At 58.8% G+C, this 22,140-nt stretch carries 27 protein-coding genes and 1 pseudogene; all 28 read left to right on the forward strand.

Annotation, left to right across the window (positions count from 1 at the left end; all coding sequences use genetic code 11):
• The first annotated feature begins 9 nt into the window (after positions 1 to 9).
• The gene (locus tag AAFL97_RS17410; RefSeq protein ID WP_341645971.1) at positions 10 to 495 is read left to right on the forward strand and encodes an Hcp family type VI secretion system effector; all 486 of its coding nucleotides are present in this window, start codon (positions 10 to 12) and stop codon (positions 493 to 495) included.
• A 121-nt stretch (positions 496 to 616) separates the two neighbouring features.
• Complete coding sequence (locus tag AAFL97_RS17415; protein WP_341645972.1) at positions 617 to 1,315, forward strand: hypothetical protein; 699 nt, start codon at positions 617 to 619, stop codon at positions 1,313 to 1,315.
• A gap of 14 nt (positions 1,316 to 1,329) precedes the next feature.
• Positions 1,330 to 1,797, forward strand: a complete 468-nt coding sequence (locus AAFL97_RS17420; RefSeq protein WP_341645973.1) for a hypothetical protein — start codon at positions 1,330 to 1,332, stop codon at positions 1,795 to 1,797.
• Between the two features lie 15 nt (positions 1,798 to 1,812).
• The gene (locus AAFL97_RS17425) at positions 1,813 to 2,421 is read left to right on the forward strand and encodes a hypothetical protein (protein WP_341645974.1); all 609 of its coding nucleotides are present in this window, start codon (positions 1,813 to 1,815) and stop codon (positions 2,419 to 2,421) included.
• A 34-nt stretch (positions 2,422 to 2,455) separates the two neighbouring features.
• Positions 2,456 to 2,884 carry a DUF5675 family protein gene (locus AAFL97_RS17430; RefSeq protein ID WP_341645975.1) on the forward strand — a complete coding sequence of 143 codons (429 nt, stop codon included), beginning with the start codon at positions 2,456 to 2,458 and terminating at the stop codon, positions 2,882 to 2,884.
• A 22-nt stretch (positions 2,885 to 2,906) separates the two neighbouring features.
• Positions 2,907 to 3,791: a hypothetical protein gene (locus AAFL97_RS17435; RefSeq protein ID WP_341645976.1), complete on the forward strand. Its 885-nt coding sequence runs from the start codon at positions 2,907 to 2,909 to the stop codon at positions 3,789 to 3,791.
• 20 nt (positions 3,792 to 3,811) lie between these two features.
• Positions 3,812 to 4,471 (forward strand): OmpA family protein, encoded by a 660-nt coding sequence (locus AAFL97_RS17440; protein ID WP_341645977.1) that lies wholly within the window; start codon positions 3,812 to 3,814, stop codon positions 4,469 to 4,471.
• An 8-nt stretch (positions 4,472 to 4,479) separates the two neighbouring features.
• Positions 4,480 to 6,038 (forward strand): annotated as a pseudogene (locus tag AAFL97_RS17445) (type VI secretion system Vgr family protein); the annotation flags it as partial.
• Between the two features lie 141 nt (positions 6,039 to 6,179).
• Entirely contained in the window at positions 6,180 to 6,635 is a 456-nt protein-coding gene (locus AAFL97_RS24755; RefSeq protein ID WP_445954545.1) for a bacteriophage T4 gp5 trimerisation domain-containing protein, read from the forward strand.
• Between the two features lie 2 nt (positions 6,636 to 6,637).
• Positions 6,638 to 7,912, forward strand: coding sequence for a DUF2169 family type VI secretion system accessory protein (locus AAFL97_RS17450; RefSeq protein ID WP_341645978.1), 1,275 nt, complete (start codon positions 6,638 to 6,640; stop codon positions 7,910 to 7,912).
• Positions 7,902 to 8,852: a DUF4150 domain-containing protein gene (locus AAFL97_RS17455; RefSeq protein WP_341645979.1), complete on the forward strand. Its 951-nt coding sequence runs from the start codon at positions 7,902 to 7,904 to the stop codon at positions 8,850 to 8,852. Before AAFL97_RS17450 ends, AAFL97_RS17455 begins: the two co-directional genes overlap by 11 nt.
• Positions 8,849 to 9,325 carry a hypothetical protein gene (locus tag AAFL97_RS17460; protein WP_341645980.1) on the forward strand — a complete coding sequence of 159 codons (477 nt, stop codon included), beginning with the start codon at positions 8,849 to 8,851 and terminating at the stop codon, positions 9,323 to 9,325. Before AAFL97_RS17455 ends, AAFL97_RS17460 begins: the two co-directional genes overlap by 4 nt.
• Positions 9,326 to 9,576: 251 nt before the next feature.
• Complete coding sequence (locus tag AAFL97_RS17465; protein ID WP_341645981.1) at positions 9,577 to 10,227, forward strand: hypothetical protein; 651 nt, start codon at positions 9,577 to 9,579, stop codon at positions 10,225 to 10,227.
• Between the two features lies 1 nt (position 10,228).
• A complete protein-coding gene (locus AAFL97_RS17470) occupies positions 10,229 to 10,474 on the forward strand; it encodes a hypothetical protein (protein WP_341645982.1) in 246 nt (81 codons plus the stop codon).
• A 144-nt stretch (positions 10,475 to 10,618) separates the two neighbouring features.
• Positions 10,619 to 11,419, forward strand: a complete 801-nt coding sequence (locus tag AAFL97_RS17475) for a hypothetical protein (protein ID WP_341645983.1) — start codon at positions 10,619 to 10,621, stop codon at positions 11,417 to 11,419.
• Between the two features lie 6 nt (positions 11,420 to 11,425).
• Positions 11,426 to 12,382: a PAAR-like domain-containing protein gene (locus AAFL97_RS17480; RefSeq protein WP_341647192.1), complete on the forward strand. Its 957-nt coding sequence runs from the start codon at positions 11,426 to 11,428 to the stop codon at positions 12,380 to 12,382.
• A 137-nt stretch (positions 12,383 to 12,519) separates the two neighbouring features.
• The gene (locus AAFL97_RS17485; RefSeq protein ID WP_341645984.1) at positions 12,520 to 12,966 is read left to right on the forward strand and encodes a hypothetical protein; all 447 of its coding nucleotides are present in this window, start codon (positions 12,520 to 12,522) and stop codon (positions 12,964 to 12,966) included.
• Between the two features lie 127 nt (positions 12,967 to 13,093).
• Positions 13,094 to 13,543, forward strand: coding sequence for a hypothetical protein (locus AAFL97_RS17490; protein WP_341645985.1), 450 nt, complete (start codon positions 13,094 to 13,096; stop codon positions 13,541 to 13,543).
• A 117-nt stretch (positions 13,544 to 13,660) separates the two neighbouring features.
• Positions 13,661 to 14,530 carry a hypothetical protein gene (locus AAFL97_RS17495; RefSeq protein WP_341645986.1) on the forward strand — a complete coding sequence of 290 codons (870 nt, stop codon included), beginning with the start codon at positions 13,661 to 13,663 and terminating at the stop codon, positions 14,528 to 14,530.
• A 15-nt stretch (positions 14,531 to 14,545) separates the two neighbouring features.
• Entirely contained in the window at positions 14,546 to 15,046 is a 501-nt protein-coding gene (locus AAFL97_RS17500; protein WP_341645987.1) for a hypothetical protein, read from the forward strand.
• A complete protein-coding gene (locus AAFL97_RS17505) occupies positions 15,043 to 15,999 on the forward strand; it encodes a hypothetical protein (RefSeq protein WP_341645988.1) in 957 nt (318 codons plus the stop codon). Before AAFL97_RS17500 ends, AAFL97_RS17505 begins: the two co-directional genes overlap by 4 nt.
• Positions 16,000 to 16,138: 139 nt before the next feature.
• Entirely contained in the window at positions 16,139 to 16,819 is a 681-nt protein-coding gene (locus tag AAFL97_RS17510) for a phage late control D family protein (protein ID WP_341647193.1), read from the forward strand.
• A complete protein-coding gene (locus AAFL97_RS17515) occupies positions 16,816 to 17,355 on the forward strand; it encodes a DUF6484 domain-containing protein (RefSeq protein ID WP_341645989.1) in 540 nt (179 codons plus the stop codon). The genes AAFL97_RS17510 and AAFL97_RS17515 overlap by 4 nt, the downstream gene beginning before the upstream one ends.
• Before the next feature lie 19 nt (positions 17,356 to 17,374).
• Positions 17,375 to 18,481, forward strand: a complete 1,107-nt coding sequence (locus AAFL97_RS17520) for a DUF2169 family type VI secretion system accessory protein (protein WP_341645990.1) — start codon at positions 17,375 to 17,377, stop codon at positions 18,479 to 18,481.
• The gene (locus AAFL97_RS17525) at positions 18,478 to 18,837 is read left to right on the forward strand and encodes a hypothetical protein (RefSeq protein ID WP_341645991.1); all 360 of its coding nucleotides are present in this window, start codon (positions 18,478 to 18,480) and stop codon (positions 18,835 to 18,837) included. Before AAFL97_RS17520 ends, AAFL97_RS17525 begins: the two co-directional genes overlap by 4 nt.
• Positions 18,834 to 19,520 carry a hypothetical protein gene (locus AAFL97_RS17530; protein WP_341645992.1) on the forward strand — a complete coding sequence of 229 codons (687 nt, stop codon included), beginning with the start codon at positions 18,834 to 18,836 and terminating at the stop codon, positions 19,518 to 19,520. The genes AAFL97_RS17525 and AAFL97_RS17530 overlap by 4 nt, the downstream gene beginning before the upstream one ends.
• Before the next feature lie 16 nt (positions 19,521 to 19,536).
• Entirely contained in the window at positions 19,537 to 21,135 is a 1,599-nt protein-coding gene (locus AAFL97_RS17535) for a PAAR-like domain-containing protein (RefSeq protein ID WP_341645993.1), read from the forward strand.
• Between the two features lie 317 nt (positions 21,136 to 21,452).
• The gene (locus tag AAFL97_RS17540; RefSeq protein ID WP_341645994.1) at positions 21,453 to 22,121 is read left to right on the forward strand and encodes a hypothetical protein; all 669 of its coding nucleotides are present in this window, start codon (positions 21,453 to 21,455) and stop codon (positions 22,119 to 22,121) included.
• Positions 22,122 to 22,140 lie beyond the last annotated feature (19 nt).

A 22,140-nucleotide genomic window follows, 5' to 3' on the forward strand; every position in this document is an offset into this window, starting at 1 on the left:
TAGATATCAATGGCATCCCTACAAGACTTCTTCATCAAGATCGCTGGCATCGACGGTGAGTCCAAGGACTCGAAGCACGCCGGCTGGATCGACGTCCTGTCCTTCAACTACGGCGTTTCCCAGTCCTCCTCGACCTTCACCGGCGGCGGCGGCGGGGTCGGCAAGGCCAGTTTCGATGCACTGTCGTTCACCCACTACGTCGACAAGGCCACGCCGAACCTGATGCAGTACTGCGCGTCCGGCAAGCATATCGGCACGGTCGAAGTGTCGTGCTGCAAAGTCGGCGACGGCTCGCAGGAATACATGCGCATCACCCTCACCGACTGCCTCATCACCCACGCCGGCCCCTCCGGCTCCACCGATGATGCCCGCGTCAAGGAAACCGTCGGCATTTCCTACTCCAAGATCAAGGTCGAGGTGAAGGAGCAGAACGCCAACGGTTCCATGGGTGCTGCCGTGACCGGCACCTGGGACGTCAAGCAGAACAAGGCCTAATAAACAAGCATCCCGATATTGCGCCGGCAGCACATCTTGTTGCTGGCGCAATATTAAAGTCAGCGCGCTAGCCGTTCACTTCAGAAAATAAAGCTCAACTTAGTTCTCGGAGCACCCCGGCATGCCTCAAGCCGATGAACAAAAGCTATTCCATGACATCATTCGAGCGTTCGAAGCGGAGATTGCCAGCGCAGGGGTCCACCTGCACATCGATGCAGAAGCGCGGGCCGCCTACGCCAGAGAAATTCGAAAGATGTCCCAGGAATTGGCCAGGCAAGCCGAATCGAATGTAATCACATGGTCCGATGCGGCAAAAAAAGCACAGGATGCCCGCAATGCCGTCATGGACATCATACGGCACCGAAGCACGCCAGTAGGCCTGTCCCTCGCCCAACGAATGAAATCCGAGGGAAGGACGCTGAATGAATTGATTGCCCGCAAAGTCGAGCAAATACACGGTCGCAGTGCTCGATTCGATCAGCTCTCGACCTTGGAGCGTAATACGATTTACGCGGAAATCGTGGCGTCCTCGGGTCGATCGAATCCTGGAGTAACGGCAGCCATGCAGCGCCTGGGCCAGGCGGGCAGAGGTCTGATCGTGCTTTCCGTGGCTTTGTCTGTATACAACGTATCTGTTGCTGAAGACAAAACCCAGACCGCAGTCCGTGAGGCAAGCATTACCGGCGCGGGTATCGGCGGTGGCTTCGCTGGTGGAGCTCTTGCGGGACTGGCCTGCGGTCCAGGCGCCCCAATCTGCGTCACAGCAGGAGCGTTCATTGGAGGAGCGCTGGCAGCCTTTGGAGTGTCTTGGCTCTGGTAGCCCAAGGAATACCAATGCTACAAGAAGCCGAAAGCATAGCCACTTGTGCCCCACTCCACGCCTCTGACACGACACCGCCGAGCTGTGAACTGGTCATCGGTGGCAAGCCGACAGGCCAACGCCTCGAAGGATGCATACTGGAAGCCGCACTCAAATGCGATGCCGGCTACCTTCTTTTTTTGACTGACGACATTCCTCATGAGGATTCACTGAACATCCATCTTGTCGGCTTTTCCGGCGCACTGGAGGATAGCGCACGCATTGGCGGCATGTACTCCACAGGGCGTTTCGAGAAACTGCAGATGCAGCAACCTGACAAAGTATCGTTCCGGTTCATAGGAGATACGACCTGGACAGTTCAGGTACTGCAGAAGCCGGGGTTCCGCATACCGTTTCTTTCCGAACCGGCAGGCGTACACCGCCCGCTGGGCTTCAAACGGCGCTTTGCGATTACCGGAACCCCCCGCCGAGAACCCCACTGACTCAGGATAAACGGAATGAAAATGTCGGTGCACCACCCCTCGGATGCCACAGTCAAATCCATCGTCGAAGCGGTCCAGCTCGAATTTGAAAACTACCCACACCGGCGCGAAAAATTCAGCCCATTCATGCAGAAGAAAACCGGTAGCAACTACAACGTGAGCGGACACAACGACCACATACATATTTCCGTAAACGACTGCTTCATCGAAACTTCCGGCGTGTGTCGCTACGAGTACACCCTCAGTGTTTCGACCTTCGATGAAGCTCCGCTCTTCAACACCGTTCGATTGAGCCATGTCGGCAAAATCAAAGCTGTCGAATGGAAAGCGAGCGAGGCTACGGATACAGCCTGGCTTTCATTGAAGGTCGACGATTACACGCCGGACGCCCTGAAAAATAATCCAAGCCTCAAGAGCTCAGCAAAGCAGATCGATATTCATATCTCGGTGAACGGCGATCGGGTGACAGTCCGTCAACCAACGGAAAACAGCCCCCCCACGAAAGATCGCCAAACGAGAAGGACTGAAAACCATACAGCGGCCACCGGGAACCTCACTCCAGCCACCAGGGCGAGTTACGTTTTCCTTAGCCGCTTATCGTCACATCCCCCAGCGGAACACTAATTCGACAGTCTAAAGGGTCCAATCGAATAAAGTCATGAGCAAAATCCAGATCATACGAAAATGGCAGAGCGACGCGTCCACAATCTCGGAACTCAGCAGCAACAACGGCATCCTGAAAGGCTACGTGCTCGAACGTCCAGGCCCGGACACCACACGGTCGGGGCTACGGCTGCGCATCCCGGAAGGCACGTACCGGCTCAAATGGCACAACAGCAACATCCCCTCGGTCAAGCCATACAACCCGGTGCCGCTGCTATACAACAGCACGGTTTCGGAAGGTCGCTACATCCTGATCCACAATGGCAACTACCCGTCCAACACCGATGGATGCCTTCTCGTTGGTGAAACAAAGGGCAGCAACGTGGTGAACTCCAGTGTCTCGATGCTACGCAAGCTCAAGGCTCACCTGAACGACACAGGCATCGACAACGTATTCCTCGAAATCTCTTCCGACTACGAATAGCTCTTCCGCTTTCTGGAATGCAATGACACATCCGACACCGACGCACCGCCTACTTGCCTACCTGCTGCATCTTGGCATCGCCGCCACGCTGCTTGCTCCTCCGGCTTTTGCACAATCCGGCACCGTTGGTTTGGCTCCAGATGCCGAAAGAGCATCCCAGACACAGCGCCTCGAATATGCGGGAAAGATCACGCTTTCGGGCGTACTTCAAGCGTACTGGGTTCCCTCATGGCCGGATGGCAGCACCGAGCAGCGTACCCTGTTCATGCGTTTCTTCCCTGACGCGCGATCGCTACCTGTCTTGCCTCGTATCGAAGAAGCAGGTGGTCCCCCCAGCCAGCCCGCCAGCATCCAGCTCTACCACGGCACACCGTTGGCAGACGGCACCTTTGCCACCGAGTTCCCGCTCGAAACAGCCATTCCGCTGCTCGACCGCCTGTTTCCGCACATACCGCCGAACTTCTTCCGCTACAAGGAGGGCGACGCAGTGGCCGCCGTCACCTTGCGCATGGAGCACCTGTCTGCCCTCATCGAATGCGACAAACGCCTGTTCTTTGGCGATTTCGCGGCAATGGAACCGTCATCCACCCGACGAGACCCTGCGCAACTCCACAAGGACATCTCATCAGCCGCAGCTGCGGCCGACTGCGGCGATGTCCTGCCATACTTGGAGTATTACCAAGTCAGCAGCGAAGCCGGGCGAGCCGAGCTCAAGGCTCAACCGGATGAACATGCCCCCGGCATTACCGTACTGGACACCGGACAGCCTGTCCTGAAACTGCAAACCATCAACGACAAATGGGTTCAAGTTCGTACTCGTCGCGATGGAACCCCGCCACATCCCATGCCATCAAGCGATTCGACAGATGGCTACCTTCCGCTACAACACCTTACCCCTGTCAACTAACCCCCCTTCAGGAACACACGATGTCTTCGCGCGCCCCCTTCCGTCCCCTGCCGATTCTGGCGCTGCTGCTCACGCTCGGCGCTTGTACCACCCTGCCTGAACAGCCTGCAGAACCATCGGCAGAGGCCATTGCCGAAATGCATGCGGCCCAGGAACACAATGCCTGGCTCGAGCAGCGCAATCAGGCCATCCAGCAACTGCGTCAGAACCCCCACCTCAGCGTCACCGAACAAGAGGACGGCACCGTCATCGTCCGGGTCCGTTCCGGCGACATTTTCAGAACGTCCAGCACCAAGATCAGCACGAAAATGCGCCCGGTGTTCGAGCACATCGCCTCGACGCTCAGCGCCCATCCCCGGTTGGCCGTACGTGCCATCGGATACACCGACAACGTCGGCGACTCGGAACAGAACCTGGCGCTCTCCTCTCGTCGCGCCGAAAGCGTGCGTAACGAACTGGTGTCGCTGGGACTCGATGAGAGCCGGGTTTCGTTCGAAGGCCGTGGCGACGCGGAACCGATCGCACCCAACACCTCCCGCGAAGGACGCGCCGTCAACCGCCGCGTCGATCTGCTGATCTCGGCCCACCAGCCAGACGACGCAGCTCACGCTCAGCACGCTGAACACACCGAAGCGGCTGGCGATGCAGTCGAAGCCGCAACCGAAACCGACAGCCAATAAGCCAAGCCATGAATCGTCTCCTGGTAGCTCACACCCCCCTTGGCGACACGCTGTGGGCGGTCAGCGTGACGGGGCGCGAAGCCCTGTCCTCGCTGTACCGCTTCACGGTGCGCTTCAAGTCGCTTTCGGCCGACCTGGACTGCCAGGCGATGATCGGCGAGCGCTGCGCGATCGAACTGGAGACCGACCGCCGCGGCCGGCGCTACCTGTCTGGCCAGATGATCGACTTTGCCGCGATCGGCCACGAAGGCCGGCACTGGGTCTATGAAGCCACGGTCGCGCCGCGGCATGGCACGCCTCGCGGCGCGCGGACTTTCGCATCTGGCAGAACCAGACGGTGCCCGACATCCTGTACCAGGTACTGGGCGAGAACGCGGTGCGCTTCGACATGCGGCTCAAGGCCCGCTACAAGCGCTGGACCTACCTGGTGCAGTACCGCGAGACGGACCTCTCCTTCATCTGCCGCCAGCTCGAACACGAAGGCATCTTCTTCTGGTTCGAGCACGGCGCCGACGGCGAGACCCTGGTGCTGGCCGACCACCTGTCGGCCCACCCCGAATGTCCCGGCTACGCCACCGTCTCCTACTACAGCGGCGTGCAGACGCGCCCGGACCGCGACCACTTCGATGCCTGGCGCCTGACCCGGCGCGTCGAGCCGGGCCGGCTGATCCACGCCGACTACGACTTCGAGCGCCCCTCGTCGGATCTGACCACCGAGCACGCCGACCCGCGCGGCCACCTGTTCGACCACTACACGCGCTTTCACTACCCCGGCGACTACCTCGACACCGGCGACGGCAGCCAGTACGCCGCCAACACCCTCGAACGGCTGCAGCGCGAACAGGAAACCGTGCACCTGTCGGGCCGCGTGCGCGGTGCCGCGCCGGGCCACCGGCTCACGCTCGCCGAGCACCCGCGCGCCGACCAGAACCGCGAACTGACCCTCATCGCCGTCAGCTACGACATCGCCGACAACGACTACGAAGGCAGCGTCGGCAGCACCACCAGCCGCTTCCACGTGGACGTCGAAGCCATCCCCGCCGACCGCCCCTTCCGTCCGCCGCTGGCCACGCCCAAGCCGCGCACCCGCGGGGTGGAAACCGCCGTGGTGGTCGGCCCGCCGGGCGAAGAGATCCACACCGACGAATACGGCCGGGTCAAGGTGCATTTCCACTGGGACCGCTACGGTGCGCGCGACGGCACCGACACCTGCTGGATCCGGGTCGCCTCGCCCTGGGCGGGTTCGGGCTTCGGCGCGATCCACATCCCGCGCATCGGCCAGGAAGTCATCGTCGACTTCGAGCACGGCGACCCGGACCGCCCGATCATCACCGGGCGCGTCTATAACGCCGAGCAGATGCCGCCCTGGCCGCTGCCGGCCAACCAGACCCAGTCGGGCGTGCTCACCCGCTCGAGCAAGGGCGGTGCCGCCGGCGAAGGCCTGCGCGACGGCCCCGGCGACGCCAACGCGTTGCGCTTCGAAGACAGGAAGGGCCAGGAGCAGGTCTGGTTCCATGCCCAGAAGGACTACCTGACCGAAGTCGAGCACGACGAATCGAAGTGGGTCGGCAACGACCGCAGGAAAGAGATCGACCGTGACGAGTTCAACACCATCCACCGCGACCGCACCGAGGTGGTCGACCGCAACGAGAAGATCAACGTCCATGGCTGGCGCACCGAGGAGGTGGATCTGGACGAAACCCTCACCGTGCACAAGAACCGCACACGTACGGTCGACCTCAACGAATCGGTCACCATCCACAAGAGCCGCAGCAAGAAGGTCGACAACAACGAGACCGACCGCATCGGCAAGAACTGGTCGATCAAGGTCGGCAAGAACAAGACCGAGACCATCTCCATGGCCTACATGCAGAACGTCGGCCTCGGGCGCATGGAAAACGTCGGCATGGGCTACAGCCTGAACGTCGGCCTGATGATGAACACCCTGGTCGGCGTCAATCAGAGCACCCAGGTCGGCATGAACAAGACCACCAATGTGGGCAAAAACATCACCCTGCAAGCGGGCGAGTCCATCACCCTCAAGGTCGGCGCCTCCACCCTCGTCATGAAAGCCGACGGCACCATCACGCTCAACGGCAAGAACATCGACGTCGTCGGCAGCGAACACGTCGGCCTCGAATCCGAGCGCATCGATCTCAACTGACCATGAACGGCCCGGACAATACGCTTCCCGCCCCCTTGACGGCAGCCCCGCTGCCGGAAGTGGTCAACCACACGCCATGGCCCAGTCAGTACTTCCAGCATGTAGACCCGCAGGGCGAAATCTTCCACGTCATGGTGTGCCGGATGACCTACAGCCTGCGCACGCTGGACAACCGCACGCGGACCGTCCCCGTGCCGGAACTGCTTCCTCCCGAGGAACAGGCTCCGCTGTGCGAATCCGACCAGTTCCGCCTTGGCGTCAACACCTCGAGCCTGATTCAGGAAAGCGACTACGCACCCTACAAACCCAAGTGCGATGTCCTCGTGGTCAACGCACACGCCTACAGCCCGGGCGGCAAACCCAGGGATCGCTGGGCGGTCGGCTTTGCCTTCGGCGATGCGATTTACAAGGTCATCCAGGTCACCGGCCCACGCAACCAGAAAAAGGGGATGCTTGGTTGGTCGCCCACCGCGCCCGAACCCGCCACACAGGTTCCGATCCTCTACGAACTGGCCTACGGCGGCCCAAACTCCATCGCCCTCCAGAACGTTCTGGAACGGCTCGAGCAAGCCCCTGAGCTGAGTGCGGCGGACAGGGACAAGGTTGCCCGGGCCCTGGCACGCATGCCGGCCTACGATTCGATCAATCCCATCGGCTGCGGCCGTGCTCCAGCGCAAGCACTCGAGGCGGTCGGCATGGTCCGCGACGTGCAGCATCCATCCGCTCCCGCTTGGGAACAAGTCGAAGCAGCCCTGCACATCGCACCGCAGATCGAAGTACCCGATCAAGCGTTCAAGGGCCAGGACGACTACCCGACCCTGGGACTGGGGCCGATTGGCCGCTGGTGGCAGCCCCGTCTCAAACTGGCCGGCACACACGACGAGGCCTGGAAAGCCACGCAGTGGCCGAAGTCGCCACGCGACCACGACTACCGCTACTGGAACTGCGCCCCTCAGGATCAACAGATCGACTATCCCAAGGGCGGCGAAATCATTGCGCTGGCCAATCTGACGCCGGACCCACCCGCCAACGGCGGCGGCATCCGCTTCGCCCTGCCGCAGCAGGATCTCCAGTTACTGCTTCGCCTGCAGGCTGGCCCACTGCTGTTCGCGCCGATGCACATCGACACGGTCATCATCGATCCGACAGCCGCCACGCTTTCGGTGGTGCGCCGTGCCACGGTCAGCGCACGCACCGAAGTACGTGCGCTCGAACTCGGCACCTGGCCGCCTGGGACGCAAGCACACTACACACCGGAGACGGCTCATGGCCGATGAGAACATCGTCTCCAAGGATGCACGCTTCCGTCTGGTCAGCCTGGCGCCCGACGTGTGCATCACCCCCAGCAAGAAAGGCTCTCCGGTACCCTATCCCATCACTCACACGATGGATCAGAGCCAACAGTGCTCGCCGAACGTCTTCCTGCAGGGCAAGGCGGTCTATCTGCACAACGAGAGCTTCGTCGATAACGTCAAGGGCGACGAGCCCGGAGCGGGCAAAGGCGTCGTTTCGGGCACGCACACCACCATCAGCCACAACATCGACAAGAGCAGCAATGTCTATGTCAATGGCAGACCCATCGTACGCACTGGCGATTCGATGTGGATGAACTGGAAGAGCATGGGGCCTGCGGCACCGAGCCCCAAGACGCCAGTCTCCACCGGCCTGGGTGAGTCTGTTGATGACTTGGTGGGCAAGTCGCCAACGCTTGAGGCAGATATCGAGAAGCTCAAGGAGAGCGGCTGGAAAATTGAATATGGACCGCCAGGGGAAGGCAGCTATGCTGATCCAGCAAATCCGAGTGGACCGCAAATCATCCTAGATGGCAACCTCAAAGGCGATCCGGAACAGGCTGTACAAGTGCTGTCCCATGAAGTGGGACATGCCACCTACACTTATGCTCCCGATTTCAGCTCCAAGGCCGCCTATGTCAATGGCGCCCTGGCTGACGAGGGTGCAGCCACCATGAAGAACATCCAGGTCCAGCGGGAAATCCTGGCCAACGGCGGGCCAGACATCGGCATCGCCGGCACCCCAGCCAACCATGCTGGCTACAACGCTGCCTACGATGCTTATCTGAAGACGGGCGACGCTTCCGCTGCGCGACAAAGCATCGGCAATATCTTCGGCAGCGGCGAGCAAACATCCACAACCGGCCAGACCTACTCCGACTACTACGGATCGTGGTACGACAAGACATACGGCACAGAAAAATGAAAGGACTTTCAATTATGCTGCTATGGACACTCATCGAGACAATTTCTCAGTTCAATCCAAGCACAAGAATTAGCGACATATCTGAAAAAATGGATATAGAGCTAATAAAAAATGAAAAAAAACATTCAGAACTGGAATACACATCCAAAATTGAAATAACGGAAAACAAAAAACTGCAAGGCGAGATGTCAGTTTTGTACGAAATGGATGATCACCTGAAATCCGTAACAGTGACGCTATCCGGCCAATGCATAACCAGATCAGAAATAGAGTCTCAGATCGGGGACTTCTCGTTGATTATTCCGCCAAGAAGCCCAGCCCTTGGTGCGGTCACGTACTTTGGAAAAGAGATAAATAACAAGGTTTTTTTATTTTCCTTCAAGAACTCATCCCCTGATTGCCTCAGCGGTTTGGGCGTAAACTTTCGGAAAAACATAGCGGACTACGAACCTTATAGAAGATCCACACGATGAGCCCCAGCGCTCCTGAAACGCTACCCAACGCTCCTATCACGCGTGAAGCCAGGTTGGGCGACCGACAATTGACCCTGGGGTTCAAGTGGAGCGTCCCGGATTGTTTGGCGAGCATTGCACTGCAAACCACCTGACATCAGCAGACTCATCACATCAGCCTCATGGCAACTCGGCCCAAACCACCCAACACCGGCTCCTCCTCCACGCAAGCGGCCAAGGTACATCCCAATAACTATCCGTCCCCGGGACCGATGGGCAATACACAAGGGATCATCGTTCCCGATACCGGGCCGAATCCGCACGGCAACAGCGCACCGCCCATCCAGGCCACGGCCAAGGAAACGGGCTGGTGGGGACGCTGGGGCAGCGCCGTCGCACACGGGGTGCTCGACGTCGTCGGCCTCATTCCTGTCGTCGGGGAGGTGGCCGACGGCGCCAATGCGCTGATCTATCTGGCCGAGGGCGACACGGTCAACGCCGCCCTGAGCGCAGCGGCGATGATTCCCGGCGCCGGCATGGCGGCAACGGGGGCAAAATATGCCAAAAAGGCTGGCACCGCCGTCGAAGGCGCCATCAAAGGCGGGCGGGAAACGGCAGAGCATGCCGGAAAGAAGGAAGCTGGCGAGGCCGCTGCTGAACGGGGAACCAAGAAGGCTCAGGGTAGCGGGGGCGGCAAAGATAAGGGGAAGCCAAAGAAAACCGGTGAGAAAGGGAAGTGCGGCGAATGGCTTGCCAAGCAAGACATGATGCAGGAGGGCTTTGACGAGGTTGTAACTGTGCAGAACAACTCCGGTCACGGTGTTGACATGATCGGGCGCAACAGCAAGACAGGCGAAGTCAAGGTCTGGGAGGTGAAGACTACTGAGGGAAGCAGCGCACCTTCTCTCCCGAGATCAGGCTAATATGGGCGGGGAAAAATATACGAATGACCGCTTGGAGCGGGCTTCGAATGGCAGAGGTAATTATGGAAAAATTCCTGAAGCGATGGAAAATGCAGAAAAAGCGCTAGGCTGGATAGATAGTGCAAAAGATATTGGCAAGTCGGTCGCCTACGAAAAGCGCGAAGTCTTCATCGATGATATTTCGAAGGGATGCGCCAAGAATCCGAACAAGCCTTCCCGCTCCAAACCCTGGCTTGTTAAGGAATAAGGAATTGATACATGGACAGCAAGCAAGAAGTCGTCAAGTTAAAGAAAAAGGTCAGCAAATGGCTCACGGAGTGGATCGGCAATCCAACACTGATCCGAAATTTCAGGGATAAGCCACCAGCGTTATTTGAAGCATACCTGGCCGGTGAAGAGGGGAATCGCGCATCTCGGAAGAAAAGCCGCGCAAATTCACTTTTGGCACCTTGTCCACTACGAGCACGCGCTGCTGAACGAAGGCAGTGGCAGCCGTGAACACCTGGCCTTGGCCGTGCGTCATGCGGAGGCTTGCCTCCATATCGCGGCGGCCCAGGCGGAGGCGAACAGAGGTGGATCAGTGCTCCAAAATAATGCCGTACTCTATTTCTCCTTGGCCGTCATAGCCGGCTGGAAAGATGCTGCAATCCGGATCGGTCGGACCTTGATTCGCGGCCTCGACACCTCCTTGCTCGATTTGCAGCATACGGACCGGCACCGCGCGGGGGAGGTTTACCGCCACTTCTGGTTCATCCTGCACCTCTATGCCCAAGCGGGAGGGCAGAAATTCGACATCTCTCTTTACTCCTACCCTCCCGACATGAGCCCGTACGCGACCGTGCTCAACGACTGGCTCACCACCGATCTGAACAAGGTGCACGACTGGGTATGCGCCATGGCCGACTTCCATCTCCAGGAGACCCGCAATACCGCTCATGACGAAATCAACGAGTTCGATGCTGAAGACGTCATGCTGTTTCCCTACGAAATACTCTGCTGGCTGCGCCTTCGTGAATGGGCTGGCTTGGAGAACCCCAAGCGCTTTGATCACCCCTTGATGCAGCAGCCGCTGGCACAACTGCCAGGGCCTGTGCCGCTGGACGTGCCGGCCACCCCGCTGCTCGACCAGGTCATTGCCAAGTTCCGACAGGAGTTCCCTGACAGCTTCCCCGGCTGGGTGTCACCCCGGTAATCGAGCATCGAACTCGAAACCGACCGCCGCGGCCGTCGCTACCTCTCCGGCCAGATGATCGACTTCGCCGCCGTCGGCCACGAAGGCCGGCACTGGGTCTATGAAGCCCCCCTCGCCCCGCGGCTGTGGCACGCCTCGCGCCGTGCGGACTTTCGCATCTGGCAGAACCAGACCGTGCCCGACATCCTGTACCAGGTGCTGGGCGAGAACGCCGTGCGCTTCGACATGCGGCTCAAGGCCCGCTACAAGCGCTGGACCTATCCCATTACCCACACGATGGATCAGAGCCAACAGTGCTCGCCGAACGTCTTCCTGCAGGGCAAGGCGGTCTATCTGCACAACGAGAGCTTCGTCGATAACGTCAAGGGCGACGAGCCCGGAGCGGGCAAAGGCGTCGTTTCGGGCACGCACACCACCATCAGCCACAACATCGACAAGAGCAGCAATGTCTATGTCAATGGCAGACCCATCGTACGCACTGGCGATTCGATGTGGATGAACTGGAAGAGCATGGGGCCTGCGGCACCGAGCCCCAAGACGCCAGTCTCCACCGGCCTGGGTGAGTCTGTTGATGACTTGGTGGGCAAGTCGCCAACGCTTGAGGCAGATATCGAGAAGCTCAAGGAGAGCGGCTGGGAAATTGAATATGGGGCACCAGGGAAAGGCAGCTATGCCTGGCGGGAAGGAGATCCTCCTCTCATCGTTCTAGACGGCAACCTCAAAGGCGATCCGGAACAGGCTGTACAAGTGCTGCCCCATGAAGTGGGACATGCCACCTACACCTATACCCCCGATTACAGTTCCAACGCCGCCTACGTCAATGGCGCCCTGGCTGGCGAGGGTGCAGCCACCATGAAGAACATCCAGATCCAGCGGGAAATCCTGGCCAACGGCGGGCCAGACATCGGCATCGCCGGCACCCCAGCCAACCATGCTGGCTACAACGCTGCCTACGATGCTTAACTGAAGACGGGCGACGCTTCCGCTGCGCGACAAAGCATCGGCAATATCTTCGGCAGCGGCGAGCAAACATCCACAACCGGCCAGACCTACTCCGACTACTACGGATCGTGGTACGACGAAACATACGGCGCGACAAAATGAAAGGCATCGCAATGCATGCACTCTTCTCTCTCATCGAGGCATTGACAACCATCCAGCCCGGGACCGCTCAGCAACTGGAAGAAGCCTTGCAAGCGCAGATAGTTTTAAAGAAGGAGAATGATTATTACCGATTCTGGGGAATAAACGACCCTCTGGAACTTGGAAATGGAGTCAGAATCAACAGAGTTAATTACGCAACCCCCAAGAAAGACCCCAAGCCTCCATCGATCACTCTGGACGACATAAGCGGAACTTGCATTTCGCGGGAAGCACTCAGGGAAAAATTCGGGCATCTGGGCTTCCCCTATCCGCCCAACAATCCCGCCCCTAGAGCAAGAACGACGTGGAGAATAGAGATAAACGGCATTGAGGTCGGCTTCGGTTTTCGCAATGACAATCCTGATTGCCTTTCATCCATAGGGATGCGTTTCAGCAGAATGTAAAACGACAACGCGATGACAGCACGGCAAGTCATCGGCACGAAATTTGGTGATGGCGAGATCACGTCTACGACCAACCCTACGCTGATTACTACGGCGATTGGTACGATGCAAATTACGCGAGCAAGAAATGAAGGAGCAGCTCATGCAAACGATTTGGGCCTTGGTACAGGCGCTTTCTAGCGTCGCTGCACACCCCAATGTCGAATCCAGCAGCATCGCTGCAGTCGCGGGCGTCGAGCTCAAACTGGTCAAGGAAAACGAGTGCACGCGATTCTACGAAAGCGATCAGACCTTATCGCTGGATCACGGTATCGTGGTCGGTACCCTCGAAGTCCGCCAATCAAAGCAACTGGCAAGCCCTCCCTTCATCGTGCTACGAGATTTGGGCGGAACCTGCATCACGGTGAACGAGCTTCGTAACCATGTGAGTGATCTTACACCGCCCGTACCGCCTTCCAACCCGGTCCCCAACGCCCCTATCACACGTGAAGCCAGGTTGGGCGACCGACAATTGACCCTGGGGTTCAAGTGGAGCGTCCCGGATTGTTTGGCGAGCATTGCACTGCAAACCACCTGACATCAGCAGACTCATCACATCAGCCTCATGGCAACTCGGCCCAAACCACCCAACACCGGCTCCTCCTCCACGCAAGCGGCCAAGGTACATCCCAATAACTATCCGTCCCCGGGACCGATGGGCAATACACAAGGGATCATCGTTCCCGATACCGGGCCGAATCCGCACGGCAACAGCGCACCGCCCATCCAGGCCACGGCCAAGGAAACGGGCTGGTGGGGACGCTGGGGCAGCGCCGTCGCACACGGGGTGCTCGACGTCGTCGGCCTCATTCCTGTCGTCGGGGAGGTGGCCGACGGCGCCAATGCGCTGATCTATCTGGCCGAGGGCGACACGGTCAACGCCGCCCTGAGCGCAGCGGCGATGATTCCCGGCGCCGGCATGGCGGCAACGGGGGCAAAATATGCCAAAAAGGCTGGCACCGCCGTCGAAGGCGCCATCAAAGGCGGGCGGGAAACGGCAGAGCATGCCGGAAAGAAGGAAGCTGGCGAGGCCGCTGCTGAACGGGGAACCAAGAAGGCTCAGGGTAGCGGGGGCGGCAAAGATAAGGGGAAGCCAAAAGAGAAATTAAAATGTGGCCAGCGCGGCTCATATGGTGACTTAAAAAAACAGTCCGGCGATGGCAGATTTGACAGAGATCACATTCCGTCAAAAGCAGCACTACTTGAACGTGCCAGGCAACTGAATGATGGCGAAAAATTAACTCCTGCACAGACAAAAGCAATCACTGACTGGGGGGATGCAATCGCCATTCCTAGAGAAGCGCATCAACAATACAGCCCTACCTACGGAGGAAGGAACAATCCAGCAGCAGATGCTAAAGATCTAGCGTCCGCCGCTAAGCGTGATGTGGATACAATACTGGAGCACATCGATGAGTATGATGCGGACGGTGGATGTAAGAAAGCGTACAAGCAAGCAAGTAAAAAAATCACAGACATGACCAACGCAGATTACGCAAGAGAGCTGGAAAAACTGCTTAAATAGAAATAAGAGGTCGTCATGACAATTTTTGATTATGTGAAATATTTGGGGCTGTACTATGGCGAAGCGCCCTTGCAACCACTCTTGGCTGAATTGGATCTAGCCAAAGCACCGAAACTCGCGAGAGGCGACATGACCACTTACTTATCAGCAAAAACGAAAGGGGTCGAGCTATGCTTCGATGAAGAGCGCTCAGTACAAATCTCAGGAAAGCAGTTTCCTGAAGGTGCCCTAGTGCTTTCGAACATCCGGTTTTACGGGAAGAACAATCCCGGGTATGGCGCCTACAGTAGATGTATTTTTCCAGGCATCACTTTGGGCTCAACAAGATTAGACGTACTTCACACCTTCGGCGCTCCGAACTCTCGTAAGTTCTATTCGGACAAAGAGGAACTTCCTCTCGGAGAGAGTGAATGGAAAATGCGCTGGGACCGGGCTGATCATTGCGTTTTCTTTACCTTCAATGAGGATGGCTTGATCTCAAACATATCTATTCAACTCCCACTCGACCAAGCATGAACCTAACGGCAGATTTCGGCGAAGTGGCTGACTCTCCGCGAATGGAAGAGATATTTCGCCAGCTCAACACACTGAAACGTCCGCAGCTACCGGATGACGATCCATACGCCTTTTACGATTGGGTGCTGGTGCGCCGCCAAGGCGTCGAGTTGGGTTTCGTGGAGGAAAACTATCACCTCGGCAAGGCGAAACACCTCTGGGGCACGGGGCGGCTCCTCTTCGCCCAAGTTTATTACTATGCTGGATTCGATGATGTTGAACGCTGCGAAACTCCGCTGCCGTACGGCCTGAGCTGGGAGGACAGCCGAGAAAATGTACGCAGCCGCATGATCCCAGCGGCAAACACATTGCACAGCAGTTCCATCAGCGATACCTGGGATGTACCCGAAGGCTATCGGTTAACTGTTACCTACGGCGGTAATCCAATACATGCCGAGCGAATGGTTTGCCAACAGGTTCCCATACTACTTCGTCCATCTCAGCCAGTGGCTCCTCCAACTCTTGACCAGATTATCGTTCACTGGGGAGATTCAGTAGCGCAAACCGACTGGCGGGCGCTATGGAGTCATCGGCTGGATAATGATGCAGTCAGGCAAGGTGTTGATAGCGGAGAGATCGATCTAACCGATAGTTTTGGCGCAACCTTGCATATTGAGTCAGATAATGGCGCCCCTCTGTTGAGGGCCATCTCCCTACATAGTAATCGCGAAGCCGATTCCGTAGGGTGGCGAGGTCATTTGCCACAAGGACTGGATTTTGAGGATAGCCCGGACATCCTGTTCCAGAAAATCCGGAAACAGCCGGTGAGCACATCGCAAGGAAACATCACCGGACATGCTGTCTGGAACTTTCCTGACTACACGCTGCACGTACTTTACAGCTGTGTTGACAACCGCCTGATGAGAATAAAATTGATTGCACCCGGCGCTTGGAAACCGATTGAGGATTACTGAGTTTGTACATGGGCATCCGGCGCTGTGCGCCGCTCTGACTTCTTTATCAATCTGGATGGTTTCCAAGATCCTCGCTCGCCGTAGCTACGAGCGAGGATTTCGTTTTTTAGCCTGATCTGCAGCCCATCGCTACCTCTACCTGTCTGGCCAGATGATCGACTTTGCCGCGATCGGCCACGAAGGCCGTCACTGGGTCTATGAAGCCACCGTCGCGCCGCGGCTATGGCATGCCTCGCGGCGCGCGGACTTTCGCATCTGGCAGAACCAGACGGTGCCCGACATCCTGTACCAGGTACTGGGCGAGAACGCGGTGCGCTTCGACATGCGGCTCAAGGCCCGCTACAAGCGCTGGACCTACCTGGTGCAGTACCGCGAGACGGACCTCTCCTTCATCTGCCGCCAGCTCGAACACGAAGGCATCTTCTTCTGGTTCGAGCACGGCGCCGACGGCGAGACCCTGGTGCTGGCCGACCACCTGTCGGCCCACCCCGAATGTCCCGGCTACGCCACCGTCTCCTACTACAGCGGCGTGCAGACGCGCCCGGACCGCGACCACTTCGATGCCTGGCGCCTAACCCGGCGCGTCGAGCCGGGCCGGCTGATCCACGCCGACTACGACTTCGAGCGCCCCTCGTCGGATCTGACCACCGAATACGCCGACCCGCGCGCCGACCAGAACCTCGAGCTGACGCTGGTTGCCGTCAGCTATGACATCACCGACAACGACTACGAAGGCACCCTCGGCATGAAAGCCGATGGCACCGTCACGCTCAACGGGCACGACTGCACGATCACGATGAAAGGAGCCAAGATCGCTTGAAAACTGATCCGCATCCTGAAACCTCGCCGATGCCTGCCGTGACGCCTCCCGACAGCACACTGCAAGTGCTGCTGGAACGTGAAAGCCCCCGGCACAAGCTGCCGGGTCAGGTCGATGGGCTGATGATCGGTACGCTGCACCATATCGATGAAGCAGGCCATGCGCAGGTACAACCGGACAACGTCAAGGAAGGCCCCTTTCCGGCACTCTCCATGGTTCCGCTCAAGCAGGAGGATGTCGGAACCGCACGATTCGTGCTGGGCTTTCAGGACGGCAACCCCCGCAAGCCCGTGATCCTGGGACGGGTCTGGGTGCCGCCTGCCGATGCGCCCATCGTCCCCGAGGCATCGGAAGCCAGTACCGAATCACCTTCACGCCGGATCGTCCTGCAGGCCGACGAGGAACTCGAACTGCGTTGCGGAGAAGCCGTGATCCTGCTGCAGGCCGATGGCCGCATCCAGTTGCGCGGCCGCTACATCACCAGCCACGCCGAAGCAGGCCAGCGCATCCGCGGCGGCTCCGTGCAGATCAACTGAGCAGCGCGCTCCACCTTCCATGGAACTCGTCTGCCTTTCCAAGCACCTCGAGGTCGCGCTGTCGACCGCGCTCGACGTCACCGGCCGCGAACACCTGGTCGTCGTTGCCAAGGCCACCTGGCGCATTCCCGAACCCGGGCAACGCCCGCGCCCCCTGCCGCCATGCCCGCTCGTCGTCAGCGACGAGTACTACGGCGCCCCGGGCGAGAGTGCGATGCGCTACGGCGACGACTTCGTACGGCACAAAGCCCGCTGCGATCTGCTCTTCGACGCCTGCGCCCATACACCCGGGCAGCAGCCGCTCAAATATCTCGAAGCCGAAGCGCGCATCGGCACCTGGCACAAGACCATCTGTGTCACCGGAAACCGCCAGTGGCAACGGGGAGTTCTCGGCCTGACGCCTTCCGAGCCCGCCCCTTTCACGAAGCTGCCGCTTCACTACGGGCACGCTTTCGGCGGCATGCGCCATTACCAGGACGGCAAACAAGCCCGCTGCGAAGCCTTCGAGCACAACCCCGCCGGCCTCGGCTGGGGCGGACCGAAGACATGGCATACCCTGGCCGGCGAGCCGGTTGCAAATCTCCACGCCCCGGGCAAACCCATCAAGAAACCCAATGATGATGCACTGATGCCGACTGCGCTCAGTGCCGTCGCCCGGCACTGGGCCCCCCGCAACCAGTATGGGGGAACCTACGACGACGCCTGGAAGCGCGAGATTGCCCCGTTTCTGCCGGAAGACTTCGATGAGCAATTCTTCCAGTGCGCCCCCGTCGATCAACAGATTCCTTACCCGGCGGGCGGCGAGACGGTCACGCTCACCCATCTGCTGCCCCGGCACCCCACCTTGAGCTTCACGCTGCCCCGCTTCGATGCGCTCAAGGTGCGCATCCTGCGCACCGATTACAGCACCGAAACGCTCTCGCCCCCCGTCGATACGCTGTTCTTCGAAACCGAGGCGGGCCGCTTCTCGGCCGTCTGGCGTGCCAGCACCCCCATACGCCGCCGCATCCATGAGTTCGACACCATCGCGGTCGGCAACGTCGATCCCGCCTGGTGGGACGCCCGCCGCCTGGGGCTGGACGGCGCGGGCTGCCCGGGCTGCGGACAGACACAGGAGGCCGCATGAACGTCACTCCTCAAGCCAATGAGCCGCGATTCATGCCCTTGCGTGTTGCCTCGACCGGCGTTTGCTGCTCGGTCGGCAATGACTCGGCGTCGACGTCAACCGCCATCAGGGCGCGCCTGAACCACTTCCGCCAAGGCGGCTTCATCGATACGGCAGGTGAACCGATCAATGTTGCAATGCTTTATGACGTGCCCACCTGGGGGCAGTCGCGCCTGCAGCACATGTACCGCTCCGCCATGACCGAATGTCTGGCCGGCTTGCCTTTAACTTCTGAACAGCTTCCCCCATCATTCTCGTCGGTGCGGAGAGAGAGCGCGGAATCCGGTTTCATCGCGACATCATCGACCTCCTGGTGAACAATCGCCCAGAGGAGGATTACGACCCCCGTACCATCCTCGGCTGCTTGGGCAAAGCCGGCATTGCAGATGCGCTCCTCGGGGCCAGCAAGATGTTTGCGGGAGAAGCAGCGCCTGAATACGTCATCATCGTTGGTGTCGACAGCTTCCTGGATGCAGCAAGCATCGAGCACCTTCTGACACAGGGACGCATCCGTTGTTCGACCAATCCGGATGGGTTCATTCCCGGAGAAGCTGCGGCCGCCATTGCACTGACGACTCGGCAGGCAGGCGAGCACGCCCTCTGGATCGAAGGCGTCGGCACCGCCCATGAGCCGGCCAGCCCCTTTGATGAAGCGACGCCGCTGCGCGCCACGGGCCTGACGAGGGCACTGCGTAACGCATTACAGAGCGCGAACTGGAATGCTGATGATCTCCTGTTCCACGCCAGTGCCATTGGCGGCGAGCAGTGGTACTTCAAAGAGGCCGCACTCGCCATGGACAGAGTCATGACACGGAAAGTGCCGCATTTCCCCCATAGAATCGTCGCTCAGTCGGTTGGCGAAATCGGTGCGGCCTTTGGCCCGCTGATCTTGTCCTGGATCGGCGCTGAAATGACGCCCGATGATCTCGGCGCTCGGGGTTTGCTGCACCTTGCCAACGACAACGGGCAGCGTGCTGCTCTGGCCATCCATCACCGCTAAAAGGAAGTGACGCGCCATGGGCACGCACGTTTACGCCAACGACCTGGAAATCGCCTGGAAATCGACCGACGGCGTGGCAACCACCGCCTTTCCCGATCCGTGCTGGAGTCCACCTCCTCCCAAAGGCGGGCCGATACTCATCCCCTACGGCAACACCGCCTTCGCACCGGACATCACCAACGGCACCTGCACGGTATTCATCGCAGGCGAGACGGTAGCGATCGAGGACAAAGCCTACTTTGCCACCAGTACAGGCAACGAGCCTGCCACCGAAGCATTCGCCAAAGGCGACAAAACCAGCGTCATCAAGGGGAAAGCCTATTTCAGATCCTGGTCGCTGGATGTTGTATTCGAAGGGTTGGGTGTGGATCGGCATACCGATATGGTCAGCCATAATCATGGGTCCATGCCATCGAACACACCGCTTTTTCCCTATATTTCACGAGGCTGGTTTGGGGGGCACGACTGCGAGCAAGAAGAAAAGCGTATCAAACGTGCTTGTGCCCCCGACAAAGACAACTCCGACACAAAGAAAGAGCTCCAAGGAAAAAGCAAGATCGCGAGGCTTCTTCAAAGCCGCAAGGGACGCAGTGGCGTTGGGCGCCGGGATAGTAGTGGCTGGCACTGGACAGACGACCATTGCGCCGGACTGGAAGTCAGCCTGGATTCAATTGAAAAGGCCAAAGAGTACGCGGATCAACTGGCTGACCTTTTCCTTGCGCTGCCCGACGAGCTGAGCGCAATGAGCGCGCTGGAATCCGTCCTCATGGATTTGGCAGTCAATGCAGCGACAAGAGCAGCCGCCAAAGTAGCGGCCAAAGCTGCGGTCAAACAACTGGCAGGCTCCTCCTTGCCGGTCCTGGGTAACGCAGCCATGGGCGTCTGGAGCGCCGTGGACGCCGCTATTGCAATCGGCGACGTCGCTGAAATAAGGGCCGCAGCCAACGAAGCATTGGAGCAGCTGGACGTTCTGCGGCAAAAAGGCAACGAGCTGCAGTCCTTGGCGGACGACTTCAAGAACTTGAAGAACCTGCCCCCGGCCGAGCAACTGTCCAAAGCACAAGAAATTGCCACTGCGGGACAGGACATGCTTGCCACGCTGAATGCCTGCACGCGTGCCCGAAAGTGCAACCTCGTACCCTATAGCGCTGACGGTGCCGGCAACCCGGTTGGTGGCAAAAGACGTTCTGACGTCGAATCCGCGAGAGGCGGCGGATGCTGCAAAGGGCAAACGGGACACCATCTGATCTATGGGGCCATGGCCCGCGGCGCATGCCCCAATTACGACCACAGTGTAGCCCCAACGGTCTGCGTGGAAGGTACCAGCCAGAATTTTGGCAGCCATGGGCGTGTGCATGACGCAATGGATAGACAGGTCGGTACTCTGGCAAGAAACGGTAAAGTCTCAGCCGACGGCACCATGAGTGTGGACGACGCAATAAACGCTGCCGCGAACTCTCATGCCGAAGCGTTTCCACTTTCCAAGTGCTCAAAGAAATGCATCAAAGCACAATTGGAATCATACTATTCTCAAATGTGTAGAGGCAGTGGACTTAAAGCAGTAGATAAGAATGGAAACCCCGTTGAGACAGACGGAAGCGGCGGATCGATTTAATCCCATCGAGACAAATATGATATACATAAAGAGAGATTTGTGGGCTAAACATTTCCAGTCATGGCACATCACTGACTGCGCAGTTCGCGAAAAAAGCGTCGTCTATTTTTGCCTCAGAAAAAAAACGCCTCCTGAGGAAGCGTCATTAATTTTTGATCATGACATAAGAAGTAAAACTATTCGTGCTCAGCCTATCCTCTCCAACAGGGGATAGGTTCGGAGCCACCACACTCGAAGGTTACAATAAGCCCAGAGTCGGCGTTTCCCGCAAACCACTTCCTCAAGGCCTGCTCGTTTCGCGTAACAATGATGGCCAAGTGAATATTATGGGTGGCGGCGTTGATACTGCTGATGAATTCATTGCCCCCGGCAAAGTCCCGATGACCGCACGGGTGAAGTGCATCAACGACTATGCTTATTCAGTCGGAGGGGGAAGAGCGATCTATAAGCGGGAGGATATCGGCAAATGGATCAAGATCGACGCTGGCCTTCCCGCAGTCGAGGCCGATACCGCCCAAGGTTTCAACGACATGGATGCCTTCAGCGAAACAGACATGTATGCCGTCGGCGGCCACGGCGATGTCTGGCACTTCGACGGCAAAGTCTGGACCCAGCAAGGCTTCCCCAGCAACGTACAACTGGCTACGGTCACCTGCGCCGGAGACGGCCATGTTTACATTTCCGGTGAAGGCGGCAGCCTGTGGCGCGGAAAACTGTCCACATGGGAGCGCATTTATCAAGGCGGCTCCACCATCCTGTGGAATGATGTGCTGTGGTTCGACGGCAAGCTCTGGCTCGCCTCCGACTATCAGGCACGCATCTGGGACGGCAAGCAACTCCGACCCATCACTCACGACGGCCAGCAAGTACCGATCTACGGTCATATGGACGCCCACGACGGCCTGCTTGTCATCGCCAGCCCCGAGGTCGTCAAAGCCTATGACGGCAAGGAGTGGAGAACCCTTGTGGCGCCTTATCTGGATTGACTCTATCAGGCGTCCGTAT

The organism is Thauera sp. SDU_THAU2 (assembly GCF_038260575.1).
Lineage (GTDB): Bacteria > Pseudomonadota > Gammaproteobacteria > Burkholderiales > Rhodocyclaceae > Thauera.